Genomic DNA, 26,551 nt, shown 5'->3' on the forward strand with positions numbered 1-26,551 from the left:
TCAGAGACCGACCTCGCGGTCCAGCCGGGCGATCTGGCCGTCCGCGAGCGCCAGCAACGGGGAGCCGGACGGCAGCAGGGCCCGGAGCCGGAGCCACATCTCGTAGTCGTCGGCACCCCACGCCGACCGCGTCCAGGTCGAGACCAGGTCGGGCTGACCCGACTGCAGCACCGCCGCGCGCAGCTGCTGCGCCAGCGTCTCGCGGAGCCGGACCACGCCGGGCGCCACCGAGCGCGGCAGGATCGGGCCGCGATAGCAGCGGAGCGCGCCCGCGACGTCGCCCACCGCGAGTCGTGCCTCCACGCCCAGCCAGTCGCCGGTCACCTCGGTCGTGAGCCGGTAGGGCCGGGAGGCGAGGAACTCCTCCCCGAGCAGGTTGCGCAGTCGGTTCAGCTCGGCGCGGAGCGTCGAGGAGCCGCCGTCGTCCTCGTACAGAAGGACCGCGAGCTCGTCGCCCGAGAGCCCGCGCGGGGCGCTGGCGAGGAGCAGGAAGATCTCGCTGTGGCGGGGGGAGAGCCGCAGCTGCGCGCGGTGCCCACGGCCGTCGTCGATCGAGAGCAGCAGGTCCTGACGGCCGAGCGTCTCCACCGCGATGCGTGCCCAGCCCGGGCGGGTCTCGGGCTGCCTCGGCAGCAGCTGCTCGCGGGCGAGCTCGGACTCCGCCAGCCTCGCCGCGGCGCGGACCATCGCCATCGTCTGGGGTACGACGATGGAGTCGCCGCCGGTGATGTCGAGGACGCCGAGCAGGCGTGAGTCGCCCGGGTCGTGGATCGGGGTCGCGGCGCAGCTCCACTGCTGCACCGAGCGCCGGAAGTGCTCGGCGGCGACGACGCTGGTCGGCCGATCGAGCCGGAGCGCGAGCCCGGGCGCGTTCGTACCGGCCAGGCGCTCGTCCCAGTTGCTCCCCGCGACGAAACCGATCCGCTCCGCGCGCCGGAGCGCCGCCGGAGCACCGCACACCCAGAGCAGCTGACCGGCCTCGTCCGAGACGGCCATGATCGCGTCGCAGTCGCGCGCCGCCTGCCCGAGCACGTCGTCGAGGAGCGGGAACACCCGCGCCAGCGGATGGGCCGCGCGGATGTCCCTCAGCTGGTCCTCGGGGAGCGTGATCGGCGCGGACGTGTCGTCCGCGGTCACCCCGGCGGCAGCGGATCGGTGCCATGAGTCAGCCACGGCTGCGCGCATCGAGGGGTTCTGCTCAGTCTGGTTCATCCCGACCTCCTCAAGTGATGAGGGTCACATTTGAAGGTTGCATTCACGTTGCTTCGGTCGATCTTCGCCGGCGTCCGGTGGCCGCAACGTTGCTGCAACCTCGGCGTTTCTAGCGTCTGTGACCACGATCACGCCCCAATGCCTGAACTGCCTGAGGAGAAATCCCGATGACCGTATACACAGCTCCTGGCCAGCCCGACTCGCTGGTCACCGTCCAAGGTCGCTACGGCCACTACATCGGCGGCCAGTGGGTCGACCCGGTCAAGGGTGCCTACTTCGAGAACATCTCGCCGGTGAACGGCAAGCCGTTCACCGAGATCGGCCGGGGCACGGCCGAGGACATCGAGGCCGCCCTGGACGCCGCACATGCTGCCGCTCCGTCGTGGGGGAAGACCTCGACGACGGAGCGGTCCAACATCCTGCTGAAGATCGCCGACGTGATGGAGGAGAACCTCACCGCGATCGCCGTCGCCGAGACCTGGGAGAACGGCAAGCCGGTCCGCGAGACCCTCGCCGCCGACATCCCGCTCGCGATCGACCACTTCCGTTACTTCGCCGGGGTGCTGCGTGCCCAGGAGGGCACCATCGGTGAGATCGACGAGAACACCGTGGCGTACCACTTCCACGAGCCGCTGGGCGTGGTCGGCCAGATCATCCCGTGGAACTTCCCGATCCTGATGGCGGTCTGGAAGCTCGCCCCGGCGCTCGCCGCGGGCAACTGCGTGGTCCTGAAGCCGGCCGAGCAGACGCCCTGGTCGATCCTCAAGCTGATGGAGCTGGTCGGCGACCTGCTGCCTGCCGGCGTGCTCAACGTCGTCAACGGCTTCGGCGTCGAGGCCGGCAAGCCGCTGGCCTCCTCGCCGCGCGTGGCCAAGGTCGCCTTCACCGGCGAGACCACCACCGGCCGCCTGATCATGCAGTACGCCAGCCAGAACATCATTCCGGTGACCCTCGAGCTCGGCGGCAAGAGCCCGAACATCTTCTTCGACTCCGTCGCCGCGGAGAAGGACGCCTTCTACGACAAGGCGCTCGAGGGCTTCACGATGTTCGCCCTCAACCAGGGCGAGGTCTGCACCTGCCCGTCGCGTGCGCTCGTCCAGCGCTCGATGTACTCCGACTTCGTCGGCGACGCCATCGCCCGCGTCGAGAAGATCAAGCAGGGCAACCCGCTCGACGACACCACGATGATCGGTGCCCAGGCCAGCAACGACCAGCTCGAGAAGATCCTGTCCTACATCGAGATCGGCAAGGACGAGGGCGCCAAGGTCCTCACCGGTGGCGAGCGGAACATCCTCGAGGGCGACCTCGCCGAGGGCTACTACGTGCAGCCGACCGTCTTCGAGGGCGACAACTCGATGCGGATCTTCCAGGAGGAGATCTTCGGTCCGGTCGTGTCGCTGACCAGCTTCGACGACGAGGCCGACGCCCTCAAGGTCGCCAACGACACCCTGTACGGCCTCGGCGCCGGTGTCTGGTCGCGCGACGGGTCGCAGGCCTTCCGGGCCGGCAAGGAGATCAAGGCCGGCCGGGTCTGGACGAACTGCTACCACGCCTACCCGGCCCACGCGGCCTTCGGCGGCTACAAGCAGTCCGGCATCGGCCGCGAGACCCACAAGATGATGCTGGACCACTACCAGCAGACCAAGAACCTGCTCGTCAGCTACAGCCCCGACGCACTCGGGTTCTTCTGATGAGCGCGGCCCACGCCTCCTCCCTTCCGGCGCGGGTCGCCGTGACCGACGAGGCGGCGGCTCTGCTCCGCCGCCTCGTCGGTATCCACGGGCCGGTCATGTTCCACCAGTCCGGTGGATGCTGCGACGGCTCGGCCCCGATGTGCTACCCGGACGGTGACTTCCTGCTCGGCGACGCCGACATCCACCTGGGCGACCTGGACATCGGGCTGGACCGCCGGGTGCCCGTCTGGATGTCGCGTGCGCAGTTCGAGTACTGGTCGCACACCCACATCACCATCGACGTCGTCCCCGGACGCGGCGCCGGCTTCTCCCTGGAGGCGCCCGAGGGCGTGCGGTTCCTGATCCGATCTCGACTGTTCACCGACGAGGAGGCGCAGAGCCTTGACCGAGAAACTGCTCAGCACTGACCATCCGATCCGCTTCGAGCCGCCCGCCGCCCTGGCCGCTGCCGCCAACGTCACCGAAGCGGCGTACGCCCGGGCCGAGTCCGACGTCGAGGGCTTCTGGGCGGAGCAGGCCGAGCGTCTGACCTGGGCCGAGCCGTTCACCGAGGTGCTGGACTGGTCCGACGCACCCCACGCGCGGTGGTTCGTGGACGGGAAGCTCAACGCGGCGTACAACTGCGTCGACCGCCACGTCGAGGCCGGTCGCGGTGACAAGGTGGCCTTCCACTTCGTCGGCGAGCCCGGCGACACCCGGGACCTCACCTACGCCGATCTCAAGGACGAGGTGTCCCGGGCCGCCAACGCGCTGACCGACCTCGGAGTGGTCAGTGGCGATCTGGTCGCGATCTACCTGCCGATGATCCCCGAGGCCATCGTCGCGATGCTGGCCTGCGCCCGCATCGGAGCGACCCACACCGTGGTCTTCGGCGGGTTCTCGGCCGAGGCGCTCGCCTCGCGGATCGAGGACTGCCGGGCAAAGCTGGTCATCACCTCCGACGGCGGCTACCGCCGCGGGGCCCCGTCGGCGCTGAAGCCGGCCGTCGACGCCGCTCTGGCGCGGCTGGGCGGCCGGAGTCCGGTCGACCACGTCCTCGTCGTACGCCGCACCGGGGAGTACGTGCCCTTCGACGACGCCACCGATCTGTGGTGGCACGACGTCGTCGACAGCGCCTCCCCCGAGCACACGCCCGAGGCGTTCGACTCCGAGCACCCGCTGTACGTCATGTACTCCTCGGGCACGACCGGGAAGCCCAAGGGCATCCTGCACACCACCGGTGGCTACCTGACCGGCGCGGCCTACACCCACCATGCCGTCTTCGACCTCAAGCCCGACACGGACGTCTACTGGTGCACCGCCGACATCGGCTGGGTCACCGGCCACAGCTACATCGTCTACGGCCCGCTCGCCAACGGTGTCACCCAGGTGCTCTACGAGGGCACGCCCGACAGCCCGCACCGGGGTCGTTGGTGGGAGATCATCCAGCAGTACGGCGTGACCCTCCTCTACACCGCCCCGACGGCGATCCGGACGTTCATGAAGTGGGGACGCGAGATCCCGGACACCTACGACCTCACCTCGCTGCGGCTCCTCGGGTCGGTCGGCGAGCCGATCAACCCCGAGGCGTACCTCTGGTACCGCAACGTCATCGGTGGTGACCGCTGCCCCGTCGTCGACACCTGGTGGCAGACCGAGACCGGTCAGATGATGATCAGCCCCCTCCCCGGGGTCACCGCCGGCAAGCCCGGCTCGGCGATGCGGCCGCTGCCCGGCATCGGTGCCGACGTGGTCGACGAGGAGGGTCGCTCGGTGCCGAACGGGTCGCGCGGGTATCTGGTCCTCACCAAGCCGTGGCCCGCCATGCTGCGCACGCTGTGGCAGGACGACGATCGCTTCGTCGAGACGTACTGGACCCGCTTCGCGGACCTCGGCTACTACTTCGCCGGTGACGGCGCCAAGAAGGACGAGGACGGCGACATCTGGATCCTGGGCCGCGTCGACGACGTGATGAACGTGTCCGGTCACCGCCTCTCCACGAGCGAGATCGAGTCCGCCCTGGTCTCCCACCCGCGGATCGCCGAAGCAGCCGTCGTCGGTGCCGCCGACGAGACCACCGGCCAGGCGGTCGTCGCCTACGTGATCCTGCGCTCCGGGGACGGCAACACCGGTGAGGCGCTGATCCAGGAGCTCCGCGGCCATGTGGCCACGGAGATCGGGGCCATCGCGAAGCCGCGGCAGATCAGGATCGTCCCGGAGCTGCCCAAGACGCGGTCCGGGAAGATCATGCGCCGCCTCCTGCGCGATGTCGCCGAGGGCAGGGACGTCGGCGACACCACCACGCTCAGCGACCCGAGCGTCATGGCGCTGATCGCGGAGGGATGAGATGGCCGTGCCCGCCACCGGCGTCGATCCCAGGACGATCGGGCGCAGCTGGGTCATCGTGGCCAGACACCGCCAGCCCGCCCGGACCGCGGCGCCGGCCCCGTGGGGCGAGGCGCATCTCAAGCGGATCGGCACCCAGGTGACCATCTGCGGTGCTCCGGCCCAGGGGTGGCACGCCTTCTGGCAGCTGCGGTCCGAGGACATCCGCCGGTGGTGCGCCGAATGCTCCGTCGCGGCACGCCCGACCCGCACCGTGTCGGGCTCCCTGAAGACCATGTGACCCCGAGGAAGAGGACGATCCATGAAGACCGTGATCCACACCTGCAGCTGCCCCGAGGTGTTCCATCAGCTCGGGCTGCACACTCGCGAGGGCGTGCTGCCGGCTGGTCCTCGCTGGTTGCAGGTGCTGGCAGGACTTCTGCGCTCGTCATGACTGAGAATTCGGTCGACAGGGACATCCCCTCACGATCGGAGACCCGTTGCCCGACTTCCGCCCCTCACGCCGGTCCGCTCTGCGCGCACTCGCCGGGATCGGCGCGCTCGCGCTCGGCACCGCGGCGTGCGGACCCGGCGATCCGAGCAGATCGACCGCCGCGCGCCGCCTGGGTGCCGAATGGGAGAGCCACGCCCGCACGTTCATGTCGTGGCCCGCGCTGGAGACCGTCTGGGGCGAAGACCTCCGTCACGTACGGCGGGACATCGCGCGCCTCGCCCGGGCGATCGCGGAGTACGAGTACGTCGTGATGTTGGCCCGCCCGGACCAGGTGGCCGCGGCGCAGAAGGCGTGCGGTGCCGACGTCGAGGTCATCCCTCTCGCCGTCGACGACCTGTGGGCCCGTGACACCGTGCCGCTCTTCGTCGAAGAGGGCGGGGAGGTCGTGGGTGTCGACCTCAACTTCAACGGCTGGGGTGACAAGCAGGTCCACGACAACGACGCCCGGGTCGGCCGGAAGCTGCTCGCCGAGTACGTGATCCCCCGCGAGCGGGCGCCTCTCGTCGCCGAGGGCGGCTCCTTCGAGACGGACGGCGAGGGCACGCTCCTCATCACCGAGAGCTCGATCGTCAACGACAACCGCAACCCCGGGAAGAGCCGCGACCAGATCGAGGCCGAGCTCGAGGAGGCCCTCGGCATGGAGAAGGTGATCTGGCTGAAGGGCGTGCGCGGCGAGGACATCACCGACGCACACGTCGACAGCCTCGTACGGTTCACCGCGCCCGGCGTGATCCTCCTGGACCGGGCCTTCCCCGGCACGCCCGCCGACTCCTGGTCCCGCTCGTCGGACCAGGCCATGTCCGTGCTGAGCGAGGCGACCGACGCGAAGGGCCGCCGCTTCGACGTCATCGACCTGCCCCAGCCCGATCCCTACCGGATCCGGGGCTACAGCGACGACTTCCTCTGCACGTACGCGAACTTCTACATCGGCAACGATGCCGTCTATCTGCCCGAGTTCGGTGACTGGAGGGCCGACGACCGTGCGCGAGGCATCCTCCAGGAGCACTTTCCCCGTCGCGACATCGTGCCGGTGAACATCGACACCATCGCCACCGGTGGCGGCGGCATCCACTGCGCCACCCACGACCAGCCCGGCAAGCCGGTCGACTGATCCCGCCGCGGCCGCGCTTAGGCTCATGGGCATGGACCATCGGGTGATGCTGATCGTCGGGGCGGCGCTGGCGATCATGATCGCGGCGTCGGTGTTCGCGCGGCGTACGGGGGTGGCGGCGCCGCTGCTCCTCGTGGGGCTCGGGATCGGGGCTAGCTATCTGCCCGGGGTGCCGGCGATCGAGCTCGATCCGGAGCTGATCCTGGCCGGCGTACTTCCGCCGTTGCTCTACTCCTCCGCGGTCAACCTGCCGGTGATCGACTTCCGGCGGAACCTCCGGCTGATCAGCTGGCTCTCGGTCGTGATGGTGATCGTCTCGGCCCTGGTGATCGGCGCGGTCGTCCACTGGCTGTTCCCGGAGATCTCGTTCCCGCTCGCGGTCGCGCTCGGCGCGGTCGTCAGTCCCACCGACGCGGTGGCGGCGACGGCGATCGGGCGCCGGGCCGGGCTGCCGCCGCGGGTGATGACGGTGCTGGAGGGCGAGAGCCTGGTCAACGACGCCTCCGCCCTGGTCGTCCTCCGGACGGCCGTCGCGGGGATCGCGGTGGCCGGCTCCTTCTCGCTGTGGCGTACGACGCTCGAGTTCGGCTGGGCGGTGCTGGGCGCGGTCGTGATCGGCGGCGTGGTCGGCTGGATCACCGTGCTGCTCCGCCAGCGTCTGGACGATCCCGTGCTCAACACGACGATCTCGTTGGCGGTGCCGTTCATCGCCTACTTCCCGGCCGAGGAGCTGAACGCGTCCGGTGTGCTCGCGGTCGTCATCGCCGGGCTGGTGACGGGCGGTCTCGGCAGCCGCCGGTTCAGCGCCCGCGACCGCGAGACCCAGGCCACCACCTGGACGACCTTCAGCTTCATCCTGGAGAGCGGCGTCTTCCTGGCGATGGGCTACCAGCTGCCGGACTTCGTCGATGCCGCACAGGGCGAGACCACGCCCGGCGAGATGGCTGCGCTCGTCCTGATCATCGTGGGCCTGCTGGTCGTGCTCCGGTTCGTCGGCCTCGCCGGCCCCGCGCTCCGGGACCGGGAGGTGAGCCAGGAAGGCGTACGCAGCCGCCTGGACCAGTTCGAGGAGAAGCTCGACTCGCTGACCCCCGCGGACGACCGGGAGGACGCCCGGATCACCGCCGCTCGGCACCGGTTGGCGCGGGGTCGGGCGGACATCGACTTCGAGGAGCGGGAGCCGATCACCCGGCGCGGCTTCCTGGTGATCGGCTGGGCCGGGATGCGCGGCGTCGTCACGGTCGCAGCGGCCCAGACCATCCCGGCCGGCACCTCGCACCGGGCGACCGTCGTGCTCGCCGCGTTCCTGGTCGCACTCATCACCCTCGTCTTCTTCGGCCTCACCCTCCCGGCTGTGATCCGCCGGTTGCGATTCACCACTGAGAGCGCCAAGGACAGGCACGATGCGTTCCGCGCCCTGTTGCGTCAGGTCGGTGAGTCGGCCGTCGACACCCTCGGGCCGCTGGAGTCGCAGACCATCGACGGCGAGCCGATCGACCCGAAGCTGGTGACGAAGCTCAAGGACCGCATCCTTCCGCGGGTGCTCGCGGGCGTGCAGGAGGCGCCGAGACTCCGTCCGGCGGTGATGGAGCAGACGATGATCCTGCAGGTGCGCTACCTCGATGCGATGCGCGAGGCGCTCGCGACCGAGCGCAGCATCGGGGCCTACAGCTCCCACACCTACCGGAGGGTCGAGTCGATCCTCGACGACATGGAGAAGCGCCTCGACATGAGCTGATCGGTCCGGTCAGCTCTGACGGGCGTCGTAGCGCTGCCGCTCGTCCTCGATCCGGGGGTTGTGCCGGATCGCCCACTCGGCCAGCCCCACCGCCGGCCCGACCAGGGTCCGGCCCATGTCGGTCAGCTCGTACTCCACGCGCGGAGGCACCTCCGGATAGCTCGTACGTGCCACCAGACCGTCGCGCTCCAGATGGCGGAGCGTGAGGGTGAGCATGCGCTGCGAGATGCCCGGGACGCGCGTCTTGAGGTCGCCGAACCGGAACCGGCCGCCGTCGAGGGTGGCGATCACCAGCAGGCTCCACTTGTCACCGATCCGGTCCAGGATGCCGCGGATCGCGCGGCCGCCGTCTCCCCTGATCAGGCAGGCCTTCTCGTAGTCCGACATCGAGCCCCTCCGTCCGCTCGGGCACACCGATGTGCCTTTTGTACGCCTCCCGGAACCCGGTCATGCTGGATCTCGATCGGTCAGTTACTCATCGTAACCAAGGAGTTCGACATGGTGGTCGCATACGGGATCGTCGCGGGGTTGCTGGCGGCGTTCTACCTGTACTCGGGCGGGATCAAGGTGGTGCGGAGCCAGGAGCAGCTGGCACCCATGATGGCGTGGGCGGGCACAGCGATCCCGATGGCGGGAGTCAGGGCGATCGGCGTGGTGGAGGTCGCCGGCGCGCTGGGGCTGATCCTCCCGCCGCTCACCGGCATCGCCCCGAGCCTGGCGATCTGGGCGGCGGCAGGTCTCGCGCTCGTGCAGGTGCTCGCGACGCTCTTCCACCTCTCGCGCGGCGAGCGGCGCGACCTGTGGCTCAACGCGGTCCTGGTGGTCGTCGCGCTCGTCGCGCTGGTCCTCGCCACTCGATCGTGACCGCAGCCGGCCGGGGTCAGATCGTCTCGAACCCGGCCATCATCGCCATGTCCTCGTGCTCCAGGTTGTGGCAGTGGATCAGGAACCGGCCGGCGTACCTCTCGAACCGCACCTGGACCCGCACCGCCTCGTAGGGGCGTACGTCGACGGTGTCCTTCCAGCCCAGGTCCATCGGGCCGGGGCCGTGGTTGCCGCGCCGCAGCACCTGGAAGGGCGAGAGGTGGACGTGGACCGGGTGGTGCGCGTCGGTGAAGAACTCCCAGATCTCGGTGGACTCGCGCGGCACCCGGGCCTGCGGGACCGCCGGGTCGAAGGGCTTGCCGTTGATCCCCCAGCCGCGGCGGCCGTGCACGCTCGCCTGGCGGAAGTGCCACCTGCGCACGACCGCACCGGCGGGCTCCTCGGGCTCGGGTACGTCGCCCAGCCGCTCCGGGATCCGGACGTCGTCGGCCGCCTTCCTGCCGATGCGGAACCGCATCACCTGAGCGGTCCGGCCGGTGCCGAGACCGTTGCGCATCTCGACCGTCGTGCCCGGTGGCAGAGAGCGGAAGTCGACGACGACGTCGAACCGCTCGCCCGAGGCCATCGTGATCTGGTCGTGCTCGACGGGGGCGGCGAGCAGTCCGCCGTCGGAGCCGATCTGCGTGAACTCGACCGGCTTGCCGTCGGCGGTGCGCAGGCTGAGCGTGTAGCGGCGCGCGTTGGAGGCGTTGAGCAGCCGCAGCCGATACTGCGCCGCCTCGACCTCGGCCTCGGGCCACGGGGCACCGTTGACGAGGATGACGTCGCCGAGCACACCGGCCATGTAGTGGTCCTCGACCCCGGGATCGCCGAGCAGTTCCGGGTCGAGCGCCGGGTAGCGCAGCGCGCCGTCCTCGTCGAAGGCCCGGTCGGCGATCATCAGCGGCAGCTCCCGCTCGCCGCGCGGCAACGAGAGCGCGTCCTCCTCGTCGTCACGGACGATGTGGAAGCCGGCCAGCCCACGCCACACCTGCGGGGCGGTGAAATCCATCCGATGGTCGTGGTACCAGAGCGTCGTCGCCGGTTGTTCGAGCGGATAGCGGTAGTCGCGTTTCCCCGTCCTGACCTGCGCCTTCGGGTCGGCCATGGCCTCGTGCCCGCCGTGCCCGCTCCCGTGCCCGGCATGAGCGGCCGGCGCCTCGAAGCCCGGCGGCATCAGCAGGTCCGTCGGCCAGCCGTCGCTCTGCGCCGGGGTGTGCCCGCCATGGAGATGCGTCGCGGTGGGCAGGGTGAGGGAGTTGGTGTGGCGTACGGTCACCGCCTCGCCGCGGCGAGTCTCCAGCGTCGGCCCGGGGAAGACCCCGTCGTACGTCATCATCTCGGTCCGCAGCCCAGGCAGGATCTCCACCGACGCGGTGCGCTGGGCGATCTCGATCATCCCGCCCGAGGGCCGCTTGACCGGCGGCAACGGCAGCGGGGTCTCGTACGCCTTCGGCAGCCGTGCCGCGCTGCGCAGGATCCGTCCGGTCTGCCCGGGGGCCTCGCCGCACGCGACCAGTGATCCGGCGACCGGGGCGGCCAGTCCGGCGCCGAGGAGGGTGCGTCTCCCGATCCTCATCACCGGACCTCCCTCGGGCTGCCGGCGCCGCGGCGCAGGGAGGCGATCGCCACGGCCACCGCCACGCCGACGGTGAGGACGCCGACCGGGACGTGCAGCTGGAGGACCCGGGTGTAGCCGAGGATCGCCTGGACGTGGATGAGGAAGAAGAGCGCGACCGACCAGATGAGGAACCACCAGCGTCCGCGCATCGCGACGACGGCGCCCGCGGCGACCGGCAGCAGCAGGCCGAGGCCCTGCAGTGCTGCCGCGCCCGCGGAGTGGAGGCTCAACGCCTCGAAGGTGCCGGCGAAGTAGGAGCCGATGAAGATCGGCTGCCCGATCGCGAAGAGCGCGGTCACAGCCGCGACGGCTCGGAAGCAGAAGAGGCTGATGCGTGGTCGGCGCTCGCGTATCTGTGTGGTCACGCCATCCACAATATGTAGACAGAATACCTATGGCATCGGGCGTTCCCCTGACCGCCGGCGGATCCTCGTCGGGGTCAGCCCTGGTGGGTGAAGACCTCGTCGCGGGCCGTGTCGAGACCCATCTGAAGGGCGCCGCGGAGCACGGCGTCACCCGAGATCTCGGTGGGGACGACGGTGGGGACGTTGGGGCCGAGGGCGGCGATCGCCTTCTGTACGCGTGCGGCCAGGACCGGCCCGCCGGCGCTCCCGACCTCGCCTGCGAGCACGCACAGCTCGGGGTCGAGCACCACGCAGATGCCCGCCAGGCCGAGGGCGAGCCGCCTGGCCAGCTCCTCCAGGAACGGCTCGGCGTCGGGGTCGCCCCCGGCGGCTGCCCGGACGCAGTCCACACCGCTGCCCTCCAGCCCGAACGCACGGGCGAGGGTGTCCATGGCCTCGACGCTGACCAGCGACTGGAAGGCCGCGTGCTGCGGACTGTCGGTGCCGTGAGGCGTGGAGGCGCCCGGAACCGCCAGATAGCCGATCTCGCCGGCACCGCCGCCGGCGCCGCGGTGGAGGCGGCCGTCGACGATCACCGCGAGCCCCAGGCCGCGGTCGATCCAGGCGAGCACCGAGTCCTTGACGCCGTGGGAGGCTCCGGCGGACTGCTCGGCGAGCCCGGCCAGGTTGACGTCGTTCTCGATCAGTATCGGCCGCTGAAAGCTGTGGCGGAGGTCGGCGAGGACGCCCGCGCGCCAGTCCGGCAGGTCGTTGGCGAAGCGGATGTCGCCGGTGCGCGGGTCGATCATGCCCGGCGTACCGATCGAGAGGCAGCGGAGCTGCGGCATGGTGATGCCGGCGCTGCGGGTGGCGTCGGCGACCGTCGCCCGCACCGCCTCGACCGGGTCGGAGGCCTCGTGGGGGTCGAGCGCACCGGTGGCCAGCTCGGTGCCGGTGATGTCGGCGACCGACGCGGTGATCTGGTCGGGGCCGATGTGGAGGGCCGCGACATAGCCCGCCGACGGGACCACGCCGTAGAGCGCGGCGTTGGGGCCGCGACCGCCCTGCTGGGTGCCGACGACCTCGACCAGGCCACGCTCGCCCAGCCGGATCAGCAGCTGTCCCGCGGTCACCTTGGAGAGACCGACGAGCTCGCCGAGCCGGGTCTTCGTCACTGGACCGTCCGAGAGCATCAGGTCGAGCGCCGCGCGGTCGTTGGTGTCACGGATCAGGTGTGTCCTGAGCGGTCTCGACATCGGCGGCGCTCCTTTCGAGGGTCGGGGTGGCGTACGGAAAGCAACTTAACAACTGAAGGGCCCGCGCCGGTGTTTGTCCACCCAGGGTCTAGACGGTAACTGTAAAGGAACCTTACAGTGGGGGCTCGATCGCCATCCATCTCAACCCCCTCAAGGAGCTTGGAATGCGTACTAAGACAAAGATCGCCGTTCTCGGCGGGATCTTGCTGGCGCCCGTCCTGGCCATGTTGCCGACGAGCCCCGCAAGTGCGCACGGCTACATCTCGAACCCCCCGAGCAGGCAGGCCCAGTGTGCTGCCGGCACCGTCGACTGTGGGGACATCAAGTACGAACCGCAGAGTGTCGAGGGCCCGAAGGGCCTGACCAGCTGCTCCGGCGGCAACTCCCGCTTCGCGGAGCTCGACGACGACTCGAAGAACTGGCAGGTCACACCCGTCGGTAGGAGCCAGACGTTCAGCTGGTCGCTGAGCGCCCGGCACAGCACCAGCACCTGGCAGTACTTCATCGGTGGCACCAAGATCGCCGAGTTCGACGACGGCGGCGCGCAGCCGCCGGCCGCCGTCGAGCACCAGGTCGACTTCGGCTCCTTCACCGGCCGCCAGAAGGTGCTCGCGGTCTGGAACGTCGCCGACACGACGAACGCCTTCTACGCCTGCATCGACGTGAACATCGGCGGCACTGCCACCGACCCGGAGTCGCCGGCCCCGGTGGCGGCTGAGTTCCCGGTCAGCGAGGCGCAGTTCAACCAGCTCTTCCCCAACCGCAACCCCTTCTACACGTACGCAGGTCTCGTCGAGGCGCTCAGCGCCTACCCGGAATTCACCAATGCCGGGGACGAGGCGACCCAGAAGCGGGAAGCCGCCGCGTTCATCGCCAACGTCGCCCACGAGACCGGTGACCTCCTCTACGTCGTCGAGCAGAACGAGGCCAACTACCCGCACTACTGCGACCCCAACCAGTCCTACGGCTGCCCCGCCGGCAACGACCAGTACTACGGCCGCGGTCCGGTCCAGCTGAGCTGGAACTTCAACTACAAGGCCGCCGGTGACGCGCTCGGGATCGACCTGCTGAACAATCCCAACCTGGTCGCCACCGATCCGGCGGTCGCCTGGAAGACCGGGCTCTGGTACTGGAACACCCAGAACGGCCCGGGCACCATGACCGCGCACGCGGCGATGGTCAACGGCGCCGGCTTCGGCGAGACCATCCGGTCGATCAACGGGTCCATCGAGTGCAACGGCGGCAACCCGGGGCAGGTGCAGAGCCGCGTCGACAACTACACCGAGGTCACCTCGCTGCTCGGGGTGGACCCGGGCGGGAACCTCTACTGCTGAGACCCAGCCCGCCGCACAGAAACCGGCGGCGTACGCAGCCCCACCTGCGTACGCCGCTTGTTTCTGTTTTGTGACAACCGCACAAACAGGTTCTGTTCCTGTGCCGGTGCCCGCCGCCCGGCCGCGCCCCTACCGTCGAGTAGCAACCGGAACCCGGACAGCCCGGGCCGGATGGACGAAGGAGCATGCTCGGTGCTCGAATCACACCCCCTCAGGTCACTCTCTCTCCGCATCGCCGCGGTCGCCGCGGCCGTCACTCTCCCCCTCTTCGGTCTGGTCGCGCCGGCCGACGCGGAGAGCCCCTACGAGCGCGGGCCGGACCCGACGTCGGCCAGCGTCCTGGACAACGGCACGTTCTCCCTCTCCACCGCCTCGGTCTCCTCGCTGGTGATCGGCTTCGGCGGCGGGACGATCTACTACCCCACCTCGACCAGCCAGGGGACGTACGGCGGCGTCGTGCTCGCCCCCGGCTTCACCGCCACGTCCTCGGCCTACTCCTCGATCGCCCGCCGGGTCGCCTCGCACGGGTTCGTGGTCTTCGCGATCGACACCGACACCATCTACGACCAGCCCGACAGCCGCGGCTCACAGATCCTGGCCGCGGTCGACTATCTGATGGAGGACGCCTCCTCCGCCGTGGCCTCACGCCTGGACGAGACCCGGATCGCGGTCTCGGGCCACTCGATGGGCGGCGGTGGCACGCTCGCCGCGGCCAACCAGGACTCCTCGGTCAAGGCCGCGGTCGCGCTGCAGCCCTGGCACACCGACAAGACCTGGCCCGGCATCCAGGTCCCGACCATGATCATCGGCGCGGAGCTGGACACGATCGCACCGGTGTCGTCGCACTCGGTCCCGTTCTACACCTCGGCCACCGGGGCGCGGGAGAAGGCGTACGGCGAGATCAACAACGGCGACCACCTCATCGCCAACACCGATGACGACTGGCAAGGGCGCCTGTTCGTCACCTGGCTGAAGAGGTACGTCGACGACGACACCCGCTACTCGCAGTTCCTCTGCCCGGCGCCGTCCTCGGTCAACCTGTCCGACTACCGCAACACCTGCCCGGACTGATCCTCCCGGTTCGAGCGTACGGAACCGGTCACCTCGGGGGAGGTGGCCGGTTCCTTGTGCTCGGCGTCTCGTCGGTGACCCCGGCGAGCGACGGCGGTGGCTGCGCCGGCTCCGATAGGGTCGGATCATGCCCACGACCAGCCCGAAGGGCGAGGAGATCGTCGGATCACTGCTGCGCGGTCTGGACGTGATCGGCATCCTCAGCGAAGCCGAGCAGCCGCTGTCCCTGGCCGAGGTGGCGACCCTCGCCGACACCTCCCGGGCCACCGCCCGGCGGCTGCTGCTGACCCTGGAACGCGTCGGGTACGTCCGCACCGACGGTCGCACCTTCCAGCTGCGCCCCAAGGTGATGGAGCTCGGCGACGCGTACCTCGAGGGGCTGGGGCTCCCGCGGCTCCATCCTCACCTGACCTCGCTCGCCGAGCGGGTGCGCGACACCTGCTCGCTGACCGTCCTGGACGGCGACACGGTCGTCTACGTCGACCGTGTCAAAGCGGATCGGCTGATGACGGTCAACATCGCGGTCGGCACCCGGATGCCGGCGTACGCGATGTCCAGCGGTCGCGTCCTGCTCGCCGATCTCGACCCGGAGGCGCTGCGCGACTACCTCGAGCATCTGCATGCCGAGCCGCTCACCGGACGCACCGCGGTCGCCCGCGACGAGCTCGCCCGCAGGATCGCCCAGGCCCGCAAGGACGGCTACGTCATCACCGACCAGGAGATCGACCCGACGCTGCGCTCGATCGCCGCCCCCGTACGCGGGCCCGACGGTCGCGCCATCGCTGCGGTGAACGTCGCCACCCATGTCAACCGCACCTCGGTCGAGCAGCTGCGCGAGGAGATCCTGCCCGAGCTGCTCGCCACCACGCGCGCCATCGAGGCGGAGCTGGCCGCCTCGTGACGCCGTGGTGCTCGCCCTCAGAGGTCGAGCACCAGCCGGGGGCTCTTCGAGCGCCCGACGCAGACCATCATGGTCTTGCCGGAGGCCCGTTCCTTCTCGTTGAGGATCGTGTCGTGGTGCTCCGGGACACCCTCGAGGACCGTGGTCTCGCAGGTGCCGCAGAAGCCGTCCTCGCAGGAGGTCATGATGTCGCAGTGATCCTCGATGACCTCGAGCAGACCCTGGTCGGAGCCGACGGTGAGGACGGTTCCTGACCTGCGCAGCTCGACCTCGAAGGAGTCACCGGTCGACGCCTCGACCAGCGCTTCGCCGTCGGAGGCGAACTTCTCCAGCCGCAGCTGAGCGGACCGCCCCGCCGTCTCGCAGATCTCTTCGATCTCCTTGAGCATCGAGATCGGGCCGCAGGCGTAGATGAGGGTGTCGTCGCTGACACCGTCGACGAGCGAGGCGAGGTCGGGGCGACCGGTCGACGAGCTGACGACGACCTTGACGTTCGGCCCGGTCGCGAGCTTCTCACGGAAGGCCATCGACTCGAGGTGGCGGCCGACGTAGACGAGCTCGTACGGCGACTTCTCACGCTCCGCGCGGATGACCATCGCGAGCATCGGGGTGATGCCGATGCCGCCGGCGACGAACAGGTAGCGCGGAGACGGCTCGAGCGGGAAGTGGTTACGGGGACCGCGGATGCGGACCCGTTTACCGACCAGTGCGGTCTCGTGGACCTCCTCGGAGCCACCGCGGCCCTCGGGCTCGCGGAGCACCGCGATCCGGTAGAAGCTCAGGTCGGCCGGCGGGCTGCACAGGCTGTACTGCCGGACGAGGCCCGAGGGCAGCTCGATGTCGAGATGCGACCCGGGCTCGTAGGCCGGCAGCAGACCGCTGTCGGGCACCAGCTCGAGCGAGATCACCCCGTCGGCCTCCAGCTTCGCCTGCCGCACGGTGACCTCGAAGAAGTCCTGCTCCTCGCCGGTCATGCCGACATCTCCTTCTCCGCCGCCGCGGCGTCGGCCTCCGTGCGGGCACCGCCGCGCAGCACGTCCAGCAGCGCGGCGAGCAGCTGGGGGCCGCGTACGGACACCAGCATGTCGACCTCCTGGCGCAGGGTGATCATGGCCGAGGCGCCGGCCGGCTCCTGCCAGTGCTCGGGGGCGACGAGGACGGCGGCGATCAGGTCGCCACCGTCGCGCGCCGCGGTGCACACCTCGCGTACGACCCGCTCGGGGACCTCGGTGAGGTCGCTCCCGACCAGGACGACCATGTCGGCCGACTCGGCGACGGCGCTGGTGCCGGCCGGCATCGGCGGCGCCCAGGCACCCTCGCCCAGCGGCTCGGTCAGCGCCTCGACCGGGTCCGGCCCGGTCAGGATCTGGACGCCTTCGACCCCGAGCTTCCGCAGCTCGTCGACGAGCTGGGCGCTGCCAGGACCGAGCGGCACGACGAGAACACGGGCCTCATAGGACCTACGCAGGGGGTTCATCGGGTCTCCTTCACAGACTCGGAGCGGGTTGGGTCGACCCGCAGCCACGGGTCGATCACGACATGAGGGGTGAGCGGAGCCTTGCCCTGGTCCATGTCGCGCAGGCTCTGTCCGACCTGCTCCAGGGGAACGTTGTGCGTCGGGATCCGCTCCAGGCCGGTCCCGCCGGAGGAGAGGAGCTCGATGGCACGGGTGACGGCCTGCGGCGACCGGCCGCGTACGCCGCGCACGGTCACCAGGTTGCGGACGATCGCGGTCGGGTCGAGCGCGGCGTCGCCACCGCTGAGCCCCGCGATCACCAGCACACCGAAGCGGCCCAGCAGCTGGATGGCGGTCGCCATGGTCTGCGGGGTGCCGATGGTGTCGATGACCGCGTCGAGCGGGCCGTACTTCTCATGTACGACATCGACGACGGTGTCGTCGTTGAGCTCCGTGGCCGCGCCGAGCCGGCGGGCCAGCTCGAGGCGTCCCACGCTGGACCGGCGACCGAGCGCGATCACGGTCTCGGCGCCGCCCGCGATGGCGGCGGCCACACAGGAGAGCCCGTGGTAGCCGGGGCCGATGATCGCGACCTTCGAGCCCGGGCCGACGCCGCCGGCGTCGAGGGTCCAGTCGACGGCGTTGGCCAGCGGCAGCGTCCAGGCGGCCTGGTCGACGCTGAGGTCGTCGGGCAGCGGGTGGAGCACGTGGCGCGAGGAGAGCTCCATGAACTCCGCGTTGCCGCCGTGCAGCCCCGAGGCGCGCGAGGCCGGGATCATCCCGACCCGCTCACCCCCGGTCCACAGATCGACATCGGCGCACAGCCGGTAGCGGCCGGCCGAGCACTCGGCGCACGTGCCGCAGCCTACGTATTCCTCGACGGCGACGCGGGTGCCGACCTCGAGTCCCAGCTCCTCGGCGTCCTCGGGGGTCAGGTGGTCGATGCGGCCGATCGTGTGGTGACCGAGCACCGCGGGAGCCCTGAGCCCCCGCTGGTGCAGCATCACGTCCGTGCCGCATACGGCGGAGGACTCGACGCGCAGCCTGCTTACCGAGGCCGGGAGCACCAGCTCCCGGACCTCGGTGTCGCCGGCCCCGTCACTGACGGCGGCGCGAACCAGCAGATCGTTCATCGGCGGAAGCGCCCCCGCTTCTTCGGGGCGACGCGGGCGTCGGCCTGCTGCTTGGCCTTCTCGACCTCTTCCTTCAGCTGGCTCCAGATGCCGTAGACGATCTCGCCGTACTCCTGCTCGTGACGCAGCTGCAGGACGTCGCGCGGCCGCGCGAACGGCACGTCGATGAACGCCTTGGCCCGGCCCGGCTGAGCGCTCATCACCATGATCCGGTCGCTCAGCGTGACGGCCTCGTCGACGGAGTGGGTGATGAAGACGACCGTCTTGCGGGTCTCGTCCCAGATGCGGAGCAGCTCGGCCTGCAGGAGCGTCTTGTTCTGCTCGTCGAGAGCCGAGAACGGCTCGTCCATCAGCAGGATCTCGGGGTCGTTGGCGAACGCACGGGCGATCGAGACGCGCTGCCGCATGCCGCCGGAGAGCTGGTGAGGGTAGGCGTCGGCGAACTTCGTCAGGCCGGTCGCGTCGAGGTAGTGCCCGACGGTGTCCTTGATCTCCGACCTCGGGGCGCCACGCACGGTCAGGCCGTACGCGGCGTTGTCCCAGACGCTCATCCACGGGAAGATCGAGTCGCCCTGGAACACCATCGAGTTCTCCGGGCGGCCGGCGGTGCTGCCGGCGACCTCGATGGTGCCTGCCGAGGCCGACTCCAGGCCGGCGAGCATCCGCAGGAGGGTGGTCTTGCCGCAGCCCGACGGACCGACGATCGTCAGGAACTGACCCTGAGGTACGTCGAGGTCGAAGGAGTCGACGGCGGTCACGACGTGGCCGCCGGGGACCGTGAAGCGCTTGCTGAGACCGCGGATCCGGATCTTCGGGTCGGCCACGGCCGACGCTGTCTCGGTGGAGGCCGGTGCAGTGGTGTTGGACATGAGGGGTGGTCCGTTTCTCTAGTAGGCCGCCGTCAGTGGCGGGTGATCCACGGGGTGAGCTTGTGACCCACGAATCCGACGATGAGGGCGAGCAGGAGCCCGACGAGCGCGAAGACCAGCAGGTAGGCGTACATCGACTCGATGGTGAAGAGCTGGAAGGAGTTCCAGACCATGAATCCCCAGCCGTTGCCCTGGCCGCCCATCATCTCGGCGATGGCGAGCATGATCAGGCCCATGCCGGCGCCGAGCTCGAGGCCGGTGATGACGTTGGGCATCGCCCCGGGGAGCGCGACGGTGCGGAAGACCGTGAACCGCTTGGCCCCGAAGTTCTCGGCGACGTCGTAGAAGATCGCCGAGACGTTCGAGACCCCGGTGTAGGTGTTGATGACGACGGGGAAGAAGACGCCCATCGCCACGAAGTACCAGATCGTGTCCTCGCCCAGGCCGAAGAAGAGCAGGAACAGCGGCAGCACCGCGCTCTTCGGGACGGGGTAGAGGGCGGAGATGATCGGGCGCACGGCCGCGTTCACGACCTTGTTGAGACCCATCGCGACACCGAGGAGGACTGCCGGGATGGCGCCGACCAGGAAGCCGACGACCAGACGGGTGAGGCTGTGCTGGGATTGAGCCCACAGCTCGCCGCTGCTCGCCTCGGTCCACAGTGCCTGGAAGATCAGGGTCGGTGCTGGGAAGAACCTGTCATCGAGGAGCCCGGCGCGGGAGAAGATCTCCCAGGCCACGAGCACGAGGATCGGGCTGAGGATCGAGATGGTGCGGAGGGCACCCTTGCTCAAGGTACGGCGCTGCTCCACCTGGCGGGCAGCAACCGCTGCCTTCGGGGTCGTGGCCGCTTCTGCAACGTTGGTCATGGCACTCATTCCTTGGTCGCGGCCTGGGCCGCCCTGTCGACGTAGCTGGTGTCGACCAGCGCGTCGAAATCGATGTGCGACGTGCCCGTGTAGAGACCCTGCTTGACGAAGAAGTCGTAGTCCTTCTTCAGGCTCTCGACGTTGAGCGATGCGTCGGGGTTCACGTAGCTGGGGACGGTCTTCTTGACCGCCTCAGGATCGGTCTTGATGTTGGCTCCGATGATCGAGGCGATCTCGTCGGCCCCCGCACCGGCCCACCTGCCGCCCTCGACCGCCGCGCTGTAGTCGCGTGCGGCGTGCGCGTACGCGTTCATGAAGCACTGGGCGGCCTTGCCCTGCTCCTTGGGGAAGTCGCCGCTGTAGAGGAGCACGGCGAGCTGCTGGTTGTTGTAGACGGTCGTGGAGTCCGCGAGCTTGACCGCAGCGCCGCTGCTCAGCGCCTTGGTCGCGGCCGGCTCGGTGGTGAGCGAGGCGTCGATCGACCCGTTCTGCAGGGCAGCGACGTGGTCGGGGAAGCCGAGGAACATGTGCGAGACGTCGTTGTAGGCGAGCCCCTCGGTCTCGAGCAGCGCGGCCAGGGTCGAGGAGGTCGCCGTGCCGGGCGCCGGCTCGGCCACGCTGAGGCCCTCGAGGTCTCTGATGCTCTTGACCTTGCCCGAGTCGACGAGCTCCTTGCGGACCAGCAGCGGCATGTAGTCGTGGTTGGTCACCAATTGGCCCTTGTCCGCGACGATCTTGATGTCGATGTCGCGGGCGATGCCGTTGTAGAAGCCCGCTGACGGGGCACCGGCGCCGACGGCCAGGTGACCAGCCGCCAGGTAGGGGACCATCTCGCCGGCCGACTTGAACGGGCGGAGCTTCACCTCGAGACCTTCCTCGGTGAAGTAGCCCTTGTCCTGGGCGATGAAGAGCAGGGCGTCGGAGAGGCTGTTGGTGATGCCGGCCTCGACCTCGACACCGACGCACGACGTCGCCCCGGTGGCACTGGTGCCGCACCCGGCCACGGTGATCGCCCCGAAGGAGAGGGCCACGGCGGCAACCATCGCGCGCGACCGTTTGAAGTGTGTACGCATGATTCTGCCGATCAGATCGAGTGGAAGTTCTCGCCGGGCCTGACCGCCAAGACGTCCTTAGCGCCCTCCTGGAAGGGCACGTCGCGAGGCAGCAGGATCGAGGTGGAGCGCACGCTGGTGTGCTCGGGAGCCAGACCCGGCAGCTTGTCGGAGTCGAGCTCCTCGAGCGCAGCGAGCAGGCGGCGGCGGGCAAGGATGATGGCGGCGTCGGAGGTGCCGAGGCGCTCCTTGGTGCGGTCGGCGACGATCCCCATCGACTCCTGCAGCGAGAAGTCCTGAGCAGCGATGCCCGCGATACCGGAGAAGGTCTCCTTGCGGCGCTGGGCGGCCCGGTCCATGAGGTAGTCGTTCTCGGCCGAGGCCAGCGGGTCGTACGTTCCCGGCTTGTACTTCACATGGATGCCGTCTCCGCCGTTGAGGGCGTTGATCTCGCGTTCGCCGAAGTCCTGGGTGGGGTGGTAGTTCCAGCTCCAGGCCCAGCAGGTCTCGTCGTCGATGGGGACCCAGGCGTGGCCACCCATCGGGTTGTGCTCACCGAACGGCGGGATGATCGTGTACCACGGCATCATCCACTGCGTGATGCGCCAGTAGTAGTTCTCCTCGTCGGCGTTCCGACGCGCACCGATCAGCAGGCCACCGTCGGACTCGGCCACCTCGAACTTCGGTCGGGTGTCGGCCTTGAGGTACTTGTTGCCCTCGGTGCCGGAGTGCAGCGGGTCGTCGTCGAGGTTGAACCGGTGCGCGAAGGAGACGTGGCTGGAGTCGATGCCACCCTCCATCGCCTGCAGATAGTTGGAGAACTGGCGACGCTTCGAGATGAAGCGCTTTTCCGGGTTGAGACCCATCCATTCCAGGTTCGGCAGCGGCGGCTCCGTGCCTGGGTCGCCCATGTAGGCCCAGATCAGGCCGCCGGCCTCGACGGCCTTGTACGCCCGCTGCTTGATCTTGGAGCAGAACTTGCTGCCCTCGGGCTCGGACGGCATGTCGACGCAGTTGCCGTCGATGTCGTACTTCCAGCCGTGGTAGGCGCACCGCAGGCCACCCTCCTCGTTGCGCCCGAAGTAGAGGGACGCCGTGCGATGGCTGCAGAACTCGTCGATCAGACCGATGCGGCCCTCGGAGTCACGGAACGCGATCAGCCTCTCGCCGAGCAGCTGCACCCTCACGGGGTCGCAGTCGGCGCCCTCGATCTCCTCGGCGAGCAGCGCGGGGATCCAGTAGCGACGGAACAGGTTGCCCATGGGGGTGCCCGGACCGGTCTGGGTCAGCAGGTCGTTCTGTTCACGGGTGAGCATGCAGGTTGCCTTTCAGAGGGGTGATGCGGCGGGGAAGGCTGATGAGTGCTGCCGCCACGAAGGCGGCCAGCGGAACCAGCCAGGCGACGCCGAAGCCGGCGCCCAGATCGAGGGTGAGTCCGAACGCGAGCGGTCCGGAGCCGAAGCCGAGGTACATGCCGGTGGCCAGGAACGCCGTCGCGGTGCCGAGGGATTCGACGGGGACGGTGCTGATCAGGACCACCATGGTCACGGAGTTGGAGGCGAGCGCGGCGGCCCCGAACACGGCGGCGCCGACCCACACCAGCCAGCTGCCGACCAGCGTCGAGGCCATCACGAGCACGACGCCGAGCGCGGCGCCGATGGCCAGGACGAGGAGCGTGGAGGCCTGCCGGGAGCCCGCATCCGCGTGGCGGCCCCACCAGATGCGGCTCAGCAGTCCGACCAGCCCGACCAGCGCGGCGATCAGGCCCGCGGGACGCAGGCCCAGACCGAGTTCCAGATGGGCGAAGAGAGGGAGGTGGGCGTTGGTGGCCTGGAGACCGAACCCGATGAAGAACGTGTACGCCGTCAGCATCACGACCGAGATCGGTCCGGACTCCTCGGTTCTGCCGGGTGCCCGGTCGGCCCTGGCCAGGGGACGGGTCGCGAGCGCGCTGACCACGCCGAGGATCCCGAGGACGACACCGGCGGCGACGGCCCAGCGCCACCCGGCGGCGGCCGCGATCAGTGGAGCGGCGAGGCCCGCGACGAGCTGCGCGGCCTGGACCCCGGACTGCTTCCAGCCGATGAGGGCACCTCGCTGCCGCACCGGCACGCCGGCGACCATCCGGTTGGTGGCCGGATTGGAGAGCGCCTGGGCGACACCGCTCAGCACGCCCGCGACCACCACGACGGCGTACGACTCGGCGAGTGCCAGCACGGCGAGGCCGGAGATCGAGCCGACCGAGACCGCGACCATCACGGTGCGCGCGCCGAAGCGGCTCGACGGCCCGCCCAGGAGAAGTGCCGTGAGCGCTGCAGCGCCGAAGGTCACGGTCGAGATCGCGCCGTACTCGGCCGGGCTCAGATCGAGGTCGGCGATCACCAGGGGAGAGATCGCGGTGAGTGTGTAGAGAAACAACGGCCCGATGCCCATACACACGAACAGCGACATCCACAGCGCCGGGGAGATCTTCTCCTTGGCGCTGGTGGCATCGGCCGTGTCGCTGCTCATCTGACTCCATTCCGCTATGCGCACAACTGTGCATTGTGACCGTGGACACACGGTTACACGGCGAAGACCTCAGGTCAAGTGAGGGGCGGGAAAATCTGCCCGATCTTCGTTAGGGTGTGCGCATGGCGGAACGAATCGTGGCGGATGACGAGCGGCGGGTCTCCGACCGTGACGTCGTCCAGTCCCTGATGCGAGGTCTGGACGTCGTGCGGGCCTTCGACGGCACTCATCCAGAGCTCTCGCTGGACGAGGCGGCCGAGCGCACCGGCTTCAGCCGGTCGGCCACGCGTCGGCTGCTGCGTACCCTCATGACCGCGGGGCTGGCGGTGTACGACGGCCGGCACTATCGCCTCACGTCGCGGCTGCTCGACCTCGGCTACGCCAGCCAGTCGCGACTCTCCCTCGCCGAGGTGGCGCTGCCTCATTGCGAGGAGCTCTCGCACCGGCTCGGGCGGACGGTGTCGCTCGCCCGGCTCGACGGCGACAGCATCGTCTACCTCCTGAGGGTCGGCGCGCCGCGCCTGGTGGCCGTCTCGCTCCACGTCGGCAGCAGGCTGCCGGCGTCTCTCCCGGCCATCGGCCGGGTCGTCCTGGCCGGTCTCCCCGACGAGGAGCTGGCCGGCTTCCTCGCCTCCGACGCCTTCCAGGAGCAGTCGGAGCGCACCGGGTTGTCCGCCGATGATCTCGTCAAGGAGCTGGTCGACATCCGCGCTCGCGGCTGGTGCCACGTATCGGAGGTCCTCGAGGCCGGGCTCAGCGCTGTCGCGACACCGATCCGCAACCGGGCCGGCCGGGTGGTCGCCGGGCTCAACGTCTCGACCCGCACCGGAGGGCAGGCGCCCGTGCTCGATCTTCTTGACACGGTTCCGGACCTGATGCGTTCGGCGGCGCGTATCGGCGACGACCTCCACCAGACCCACCAAGCCTGAGGTGCGCGTCCTGGGCGGGGGAGGTGGCCGGTTCCTTGTGCCCGGCATTGGAAGATGGGGGCATGACCGGAAATAGTGGAAACGGCGGCAGCACAGGAATCCGCGTCGCGTCCGTGGACGACATCCCGGAGGGTGAGGGGATCGCGATCTCCTCCGACATCACCGGCACCGAGGACGACATTGCCATCCTGCGCGACGACGACGGCACCTGCTGGGCGCTCAACGACACCTGCACCCATGAGACCGCCTCCCTGGCCGAGGGCTGGGTGGAGGACGGCGACGTCGAGTGCCCGCTGCACTCCTCGCGGTTCAACCTCAAGACCGGCAAGGTCGACGGGCTCCCGGCCACCCGGGACACGGTTCCGCACCGGGTCGAGGTGCGTGACGGGGAGGTCTACCTGTTCCCGAACGAGCGTCCGTGACGGTCTCGTCGGTCCTCGTCGTCGGTGGTGGGATCGCCGGTGTGTCCACGGTCGCGGAGCTGCGGAAGAACGGGTACGTCGGCGACCTCGTCCTCCTCTCCGCCGACGGCCTCCCCTACGACCGCCCGCCGCTGTCCAAGGAGTATCTCGCCGGCGGCCGGACCCTTGAGTCGATCGCGCTCCAGCCTGCGGAGTGGTACGCCGACCAGCGGGTCTCGCTGGTCGGGGACGCAGTAGCGGTCGCACTGCGCCCGGACGCCGGTGAGGTCGAGCTCGCCGACGGGCGGGTGCTGACCGCCGACCGGATCGTCCTCGCCACGGGTGGTCGTGCGGTCTGGCCCGCGATCGCTCAAGTACGACGGGACGTTTCTGCTGCTCTACCGACCGGTAACCGACGAGAACGTCCCGTCGTGTCGCCGATCCACGTGCTCCGGGAGGTCGGGGACGCCGATCGGTTGCGTACGGTGCTCGTGCCCGGGGCCCGGCTGCTGATCGTGGGAGGTGGGCTGATCGGGGCCGAGGTGGCCTCGACCGCGCGTGGGCTGGGGGTCGAGGTCGTGCTGGTCGACCCGCTCGCGCCGCCGCTTGCGGCTGCGGTCGGGATCGAGGTGGCGACCTGGCTGCACGGTCTGCACGCCGACCACGGCGTGGAGGCCCTGACGACGACGGTCGAGACCCTGCTGGAGACCTCGACCGGCGTCGCGGCGCAGCTGAAGGGCGAGCCGGACTCGCGCGAGTTCGATGCCGTTCTCCTGGCTGTCGGTCTCGTCCCAGATACCAGGCTCGCCGAGGCCGCGGGCCTGGAGACTTCGCGCGGCACCCTCGTCGACTCCGCCCAGACGACCAGCCACCCGTCGGTGCTCGCGGTCGGCGACTGCGCCCGGCTCCGCGACCACCACCGTGCCGAGCACTGGGAAGCTGCGCAGTTGGATGGCGCCCGGGCTGCCGCGACGATCCTCGGGTCCGTGCCCCCACCCGCCACCGCTCCCTGGTGGTGGTCGGACCGCTACGGCCTCCATGTCGAGGGGGTCGGTGAGATGCGGTCGCCGGACGCCGAGCACACCACCGTCGTGCGCGGCGTGGTCGGCGAGCCGCCCTTCGCCGTCTTCACGCTCCGCGGCGAGCAAGTCGTCGGTGCGGTCTCGGTCGACGACCCGTCTGCTGCGAAGGCCGCGCGCCGGATGATCGACCGGGGTGTCGACGTACGAGCTTCCGACCTCGCCGACCCCGGGATCGACCTGCGAAAGCTGTTGCGCGGGGCCAGGTAGCTCTGGGCTGCAGAATCCCGCCATGGCGGGGAAGTGGGGCGCTCCGCCTCCTCGCGCACCCTCAGATTCCCGCCATGG

Annotated in this window: 27 protein-coding genes; 14 read left to right on the forward strand and 13 right to left on the reverse strand. The window is 69.7% G+C overall.

Annotation, left to right across the window (positions count from 1 at the left end; genetic code table 11):
- Positions 1 to 1,212: a GAF domain-containing protein gene (locus ACFU7D_RS01595; RefSeq protein WP_378862408.1), complete on the reverse strand. Its 1,212-nt coding sequence runs from the start codon at positions 1,210 to 1,212 to the stop codon at positions 1 to 3.
- Positions 1,213 to 1,379: 167 nt separating this feature from the next.
- Between ACFU7D_RS01595 and ACFU7D_RS01600 the strand changes: the two genes are divergently transcribed.
- The 7 genes from ACFU7D_RS01600 to ACFU7D_RS01630 are packed head-to-tail and all read left to right on the forward strand — an operon-like array spanning position 1,380 to position 8,573.
- On the forward strand, positions 1,380 to 2,903 hold the full coding sequence (locus ACFU7D_RS01600; protein WP_378862411.1) for an aldehyde dehydrogenase family protein: 1,524 nt from the start codon (positions 1,380 to 1,382) through the stop codon (positions 2,901 to 2,903).
- Entirely contained in the window at positions 2,903 to 3,313 is a 411-nt protein-coding gene (locus tag ACFU7D_RS01605; RefSeq protein ID WP_378862414.1) for a DUF779 domain-containing protein, read from the forward strand. The genes ACFU7D_RS01600 and ACFU7D_RS01605 overlap by 1 nt, the downstream gene beginning before the upstream one ends.
- Positions 3,288 to 5,231 carry an acetate--CoA ligase gene (gene acs / locus ACFU7D_RS01610; protein ID WP_378862417.1) on the forward strand — a complete coding sequence of 648 codons (1,944 nt, stop codon included), beginning with the start codon at positions 3,288 to 3,290 and terminating at the stop codon, positions 5,229 to 5,231. The genes ACFU7D_RS01605 and acs overlap by 26 nt, the downstream gene beginning before the upstream one ends.
- A 1-nt stretch (position 5,232) precedes the next feature.
- On the forward strand, positions 5,233 to 5,511 hold the full coding sequence (locus ACFU7D_RS01615) for a hypothetical protein (RefSeq protein ID WP_378862420.1): 279 nt from the start codon (positions 5,233 to 5,235) through the stop codon (positions 5,509 to 5,511).
- Positions 5,512 to 5,532: 21 nt separating this feature from the next.
- Positions 5,533 to 5,664, forward strand: a complete 132-nt coding sequence (locus ACFU7D_RS01620) for a hypothetical protein (RefSeq protein ID WP_378724976.1) — start codon at positions 5,533 to 5,535, stop codon at positions 5,662 to 5,664.
- Between the two features lie 46 nt (positions 5,665 to 5,710).
- Positions 5,711 to 6,835, forward strand: a complete 1,125-nt coding sequence (locus ACFU7D_RS01625; protein ID WP_378862423.1) for an agmatine/peptidylarginine deiminase — start codon at positions 5,711 to 5,713, stop codon at positions 6,833 to 6,835.
- A gap of 31 nt (positions 6,836 to 6,866) precedes the next feature.
- Entirely contained in the window at positions 6,867 to 8,573 is a 1,707-nt protein-coding gene (locus ACFU7D_RS01630; protein WP_378862425.1) for a cation:proton antiporter, read from the forward strand.
- Between the two features lie 9 nt (positions 8,574 to 8,582).
- On the opposite strand, the gene ACFU7D_RS01635 is transcribed toward ACFU7D_RS01630, so the two are convergent.
- Positions 8,583 to 8,960, reverse strand: coding sequence for a winged helix-turn-helix transcriptional regulator (locus tag ACFU7D_RS01635; RefSeq protein ID WP_378862428.1), 378 nt, complete (start codon positions 8,958 to 8,960; stop codon positions 8,583 to 8,585).
- A 111-nt stretch (positions 8,961 to 9,071) separates the two neighbouring features.
- Here ACFU7D_RS01635 and ACFU7D_RS01640 point away from each other — a divergent pair, with 111 nt between their 5' ends.
- A complete protein-coding gene (locus ACFU7D_RS01640) occupies positions 9,072 to 9,437 on the forward strand; it encodes a DoxX family protein (RefSeq protein WP_378724968.1) in 366 nt (121 codons plus the stop codon).
- A gap of 16 nt (positions 9,438 to 9,453) precedes the next feature.
- Here ACFU7D_RS01640 and ACFU7D_RS01645 read toward each other — a convergent pair whose 3' ends face one another.
- The 3 genes from ACFU7D_RS01645 to ACFU7D_RS01655 all read right to left on the reverse strand — a co-directional run bounded on the left by ACFU7D_RS01645 (position 9,454) and on the right by ACFU7D_RS01655 (position 12,658).
- On the reverse strand, positions 9,454 to 11,016 hold the full coding sequence (locus tag ACFU7D_RS01645; protein WP_378862431.1) for a multicopper oxidase family protein: 1,563 nt from the start codon (positions 11,014 to 11,016) through the stop codon (positions 9,454 to 9,456).
- The gene (locus ACFU7D_RS01650; protein ID WP_378862434.1) at positions 11,016 to 11,423 is read right to left on the reverse strand and encodes a hypothetical protein; all 408 of its coding nucleotides are present in this window, start codon (positions 11,421 to 11,423) and stop codon (positions 11,016 to 11,018) included. The genes ACFU7D_RS01645 and ACFU7D_RS01650 overlap by 1 nt, the downstream gene beginning before the upstream one ends.
- A 74-nt stretch (positions 11,424 to 11,497) precedes the next feature.
- Positions 11,498 to 12,658 carry an ROK family protein gene (locus tag ACFU7D_RS01655; RefSeq protein WP_378724964.1) on the reverse strand — a complete coding sequence of 387 codons (1,161 nt, stop codon included), beginning with the start codon at positions 12,656 to 12,658 and terminating at the stop codon, positions 11,498 to 11,500.
- A gap of 164 nt (positions 12,659 to 12,822) precedes the next feature.
- Between ACFU7D_RS01655 and ACFU7D_RS01660 the strand changes: the two genes are divergently transcribed.
- The 3 genes from ACFU7D_RS01660 to ACFU7D_RS01670 all read left to right on the forward strand — a co-directional run bounded on the left by ACFU7D_RS01660 (position 12,823) and on the right by ACFU7D_RS01670 (position 15,964).
- Positions 12,823 to 13,992 (forward strand): glycoside hydrolase family 19 protein, encoded by a 1,170-nt coding sequence (locus tag ACFU7D_RS01660; RefSeq protein WP_378862437.1) that lies wholly within the window; start codon positions 12,823 to 12,825, stop codon positions 13,990 to 13,992.
- A 192-nt stretch (positions 13,993 to 14,184) separates the two neighbouring features.
- Complete coding sequence (locus ACFU7D_RS01665) at positions 14,185 to 15,063, forward strand: alpha/beta hydrolase family protein (RefSeq protein WP_378862440.1); 879 nt, start codon at positions 14,185 to 14,187, stop codon at positions 15,061 to 15,063.
- 127 nt (positions 15,064 to 15,190) lie between these two features.
- Complete coding sequence (locus ACFU7D_RS01670) at positions 15,191 to 15,964, forward strand: IclR family transcriptional regulator C-terminal domain-containing protein (protein ID WP_378724960.1); 774 nt, start codon at positions 15,191 to 15,193, stop codon at positions 15,962 to 15,964.
- A 17-nt stretch (positions 15,965 to 15,981) separates the two neighbouring features.
- Here ACFU7D_RS01670 and ACFU7D_RS01675 read toward each other — a convergent pair whose 3' ends face one another.
- From ACFU7D_RS01675 to ACFU7D_RS01710, 8 genes are read right to left on the reverse strand one after another with little or no spacing between them, the layout of a single operon-like run.
- A complete protein-coding gene (locus ACFU7D_RS01675) occupies positions 15,982 to 16,938 on the reverse strand; it encodes a PDR/VanB family oxidoreductase (RefSeq protein ID WP_378862443.1) in 957 nt (318 codons plus the stop codon).
- Positions 16,935 to 17,441, reverse strand: coding sequence for a hypothetical protein (locus ACFU7D_RS01680; protein WP_378862446.1), 507 nt, complete (start codon positions 17,439 to 17,441; stop codon positions 16,935 to 16,937). The genes ACFU7D_RS01675 and ACFU7D_RS01680 overlap by 4 nt, the downstream gene beginning before the upstream one ends.
- Positions 17,438 to 18,553, reverse strand: a complete 1,116-nt coding sequence (locus tag ACFU7D_RS01685; RefSeq protein WP_378862449.1) for a zinc-binding dehydrogenase — start codon at positions 18,551 to 18,553, stop codon at positions 17,438 to 17,440. Before ACFU7D_RS01685 ends, ACFU7D_RS01680 begins: the two co-directional genes overlap by 4 nt.
- Positions 18,550 to 19,422 (reverse strand): ABC transporter ATP-binding protein, encoded by an 873-nt coding sequence (locus ACFU7D_RS01690; RefSeq protein WP_378862452.1) that lies wholly within the window; start codon positions 19,420 to 19,422, stop codon positions 18,550 to 18,552. The genes ACFU7D_RS01685 and ACFU7D_RS01690 overlap by 4 nt, the downstream gene beginning before the upstream one ends.
- 32 nt (positions 19,423 to 19,454) lie before the next feature.
- Positions 19,455 to 20,291: an ABC transporter permease gene (locus ACFU7D_RS01695; protein ID WP_378862455.1), complete on the reverse strand. Its 837-nt coding sequence runs from the start codon at positions 20,289 to 20,291 to the stop codon at positions 19,455 to 19,457.
- A 5-nt stretch (positions 20,292 to 20,296) separates the two neighbouring features.
- Positions 20,297 to 21,334 carry an ABC transporter substrate-binding protein gene (locus ACFU7D_RS01700; protein WP_378862459.1) on the reverse strand — a complete coding sequence of 346 codons (1,038 nt, stop codon included), beginning with the start codon at positions 21,332 to 21,334 and terminating at the stop codon, positions 20,297 to 20,299.
- Between the two features lie 41 nt (positions 21,335 to 21,375).
- Positions 21,376 to 22,659 carry a Rieske 2Fe-2S domain-containing protein gene (locus ACFU7D_RS01705; RefSeq protein ID WP_378862462.1) on the reverse strand — a complete coding sequence of 428 codons (1,284 nt, stop codon included), beginning with the start codon at positions 22,657 to 22,659 and terminating at the stop codon, positions 21,376 to 21,378.
- Positions 22,646 to 23,854 carry an MFS transporter gene (locus tag ACFU7D_RS01710; RefSeq protein WP_378862465.1) on the reverse strand — a complete coding sequence of 403 codons (1,209 nt, stop codon included), beginning with the start codon at positions 23,852 to 23,854 and terminating at the stop codon, positions 22,646 to 22,648. The genes ACFU7D_RS01705 and ACFU7D_RS01710 overlap by 14 nt, the downstream gene beginning before the upstream one ends.
- A gap of 122 nt (positions 23,855 to 23,976) precedes the next feature.
- Here ACFU7D_RS01710 and ACFU7D_RS01715 point away from each other — a divergent pair, with 122 nt between their 5' ends.
- The 3 genes from ACFU7D_RS01715 to ACFU7D_RS01725 all read left to right on the forward strand — a co-directional run bounded on the left by ACFU7D_RS01715 (position 23,977) and on the right by ACFU7D_RS01725 (position 26,473).
- The gene (locus ACFU7D_RS01715; protein WP_378724943.1) at positions 23,977 to 24,783 is read left to right on the forward strand and encodes an IclR family transcriptional regulator C-terminal domain-containing protein; all 807 of its coding nucleotides are present in this window, start codon (positions 23,977 to 23,979) and stop codon (positions 24,781 to 24,783) included.
- A gap of 62 nt (positions 24,784 to 24,845) precedes the next feature.
- Complete coding sequence (locus tag ACFU7D_RS01720) at positions 24,846 to 25,205, forward strand: non-heme iron oxygenase ferredoxin subunit (protein WP_378724942.1); 360 nt, start codon at positions 24,846 to 24,848, stop codon at positions 25,203 to 25,205.
- Complete coding sequence (locus ACFU7D_RS01725; protein ID WP_378862468.1) at positions 25,202 to 26,473, forward strand: NAD(P)/FAD-dependent oxidoreductase; 1,272 nt, start codon at positions 25,202 to 25,204, stop codon at positions 26,471 to 26,473. The genes ACFU7D_RS01720 and ACFU7D_RS01725 overlap by 4 nt, the downstream gene beginning before the upstream one ends.
- Positions 26,474 to 26,551: the final 78 nt, after the last annotated feature.

The sequence above is a fragment of the Nocardioides sp. NPDC057577 genome (assembly GCF_042801335.1).
In the GTDB taxonomy this organism is placed as follows: Bacteria; Actinomycetota; Actinomycetes; order Propionibacteriales; family Nocardioidaceae; genus Nocardioides.

Coding starts and splice junctions, on each gene's coding strand:
- ACFU7D_RS01700 (WP_378862459.1), bottom strand. CDS start 21,334: ATGGTTGCCGCCGTGGCCCTCTCCTTCGGGGCGATCACCGTGGCCGGG.
- ACFU7D_RS01690 (WP_378862452.1), bottom strand. CDS start 19,422: ATGTCCAACACCACTGCACCGGCCTCCACCGAGACAGCGTCGGCCGTG.
- ACFU7D_RS01680 (WP_378862446.1), bottom strand. CDS start 17,441: ATGAACCCCCTGCGTAGGTCCTATGAGGCCCGTGTTCTCGTCGTGCCG.
- ACFU7D_RS01710 (WP_378862465.1), bottom strand. CDS start 23,854: ATGAGCAGCGACACGGCCGATGCCACCAGCGCCAAGGAGAAGATCTCC.
- ACFU7D_RS01705 (WP_378862462.1), bottom strand. CDS start 22,659: ATGCTCACCCGTGAACAGAACGACCTGCTGACCCAGACCGGTCCGGGC.
- ACFU7D_RS01675 (WP_378862443.1), bottom strand. CDS start 16,938: ATGACCGGCGAGGAGCAGGACTTCTTCGAGGTCACCGTGCGGCAGGCG.
- ACFU7D_RS01645 (WP_378862431.1), bottom strand. CDS start 11,016: ATGAGGATCGGGAGACGCACCCTCCTCGGCGCCGGACTGGCCGCCCCG.
- ACFU7D_RS01670 (WP_378724960.1), top strand. CDS start 15,191: ATGCCCACGACCAGCCCGAAGGGCGAGGAGATCGTCGGATCACTGCTG.
- ACFU7D_RS01695 (WP_378862455.1), bottom strand. CDS start 20,291: ATGACCAACGTTGCAGAAGCGGCCACGACCCCGAAGGCAGCGGTTGCT.
- ACFU7D_RS01630 (WP_378862425.1), top strand. CDS start 6,867: ATGGACCATCGGGTGATGCTGATCGTCGGGGCGGCGCTGGCGATCATG.
- ACFU7D_RS01720 (WP_378724942.1), top strand. CDS start 24,846: ATGACCGGAAATAGTGGAAACGGCGGCAGCACAGGAATCCGCGTCGCG.
- ACFU7D_RS01685 (WP_378862449.1), bottom strand. CDS start 18,553: ATGAACGATCTGCTGGTTCGCGCCGCCGTCAGTGACGGGGCCGGCGAC.
- ACFU7D_RS01640 (WP_378724968.1), top strand. CDS start 9,072: ATGGTGGTCGCATACGGGATCGTCGCGGGGTTGCTGGCGGCGTTCTAC.
- ACFU7D_RS01600 (WP_378862411.1), top strand. CDS start 1,380: ATGACCGTATACACAGCTCCTGGCCAGCCCGACTCGCTGGTCACCGTC.
- ACFU7D_RS01615 (WP_378862420.1), top strand. CDS start 5,233: ATGGCCGTGCCCGCCACCGGCGTCGATCCCAGGACGATCGGGCGCAGC.
- ACFU7D_RS01715 (WP_378724943.1), top strand. CDS start 23,977: ATGGCGGAACGAATCGTGGCGGATGACGAGCGGCGGGTCTCCGACCGT.
- ACFU7D_RS01595 (WP_378862408.1), bottom strand. CDS start 1,212: ATGAACCAGACTGAGCAGAACCCCTCGATGCGCGCAGCCGTGGCTGAC.
- ACFU7D_RS01605 (WP_378862414.1), top strand. CDS start 2,903: ATGAGCGCGGCCCACGCCTCCTCCCTTCCGGCGCGGGTCGCCGTGACC.
- ACFU7D_RS01655 (WP_378724964.1), bottom strand. CDS start 12,658: ATGTCGAGACCGCTCAGGACACACCTGATCCGTGACACCAACGACCGC.
- ACFU7D_RS01620 (WP_378724976.1), top strand. CDS start 5,533: ATGAAGACCGTGATCCACACCTGCAGCTGCCCCGAGGTGTTCCATCAG.
- ACFU7D_RS01635 (WP_378862428.1), bottom strand. CDS start 8,960: ATGTCGGACTACGAGAAGGCCTGCCTGATCAGGGGAGACGGCGGCCGC.
- ACFU7D_RS01660 (WP_378862437.1), top strand. CDS start 12,823: ATGCGTACTAAGACAAAGATCGCCGTTCTCGGCGGGATCTTGCTGGCG.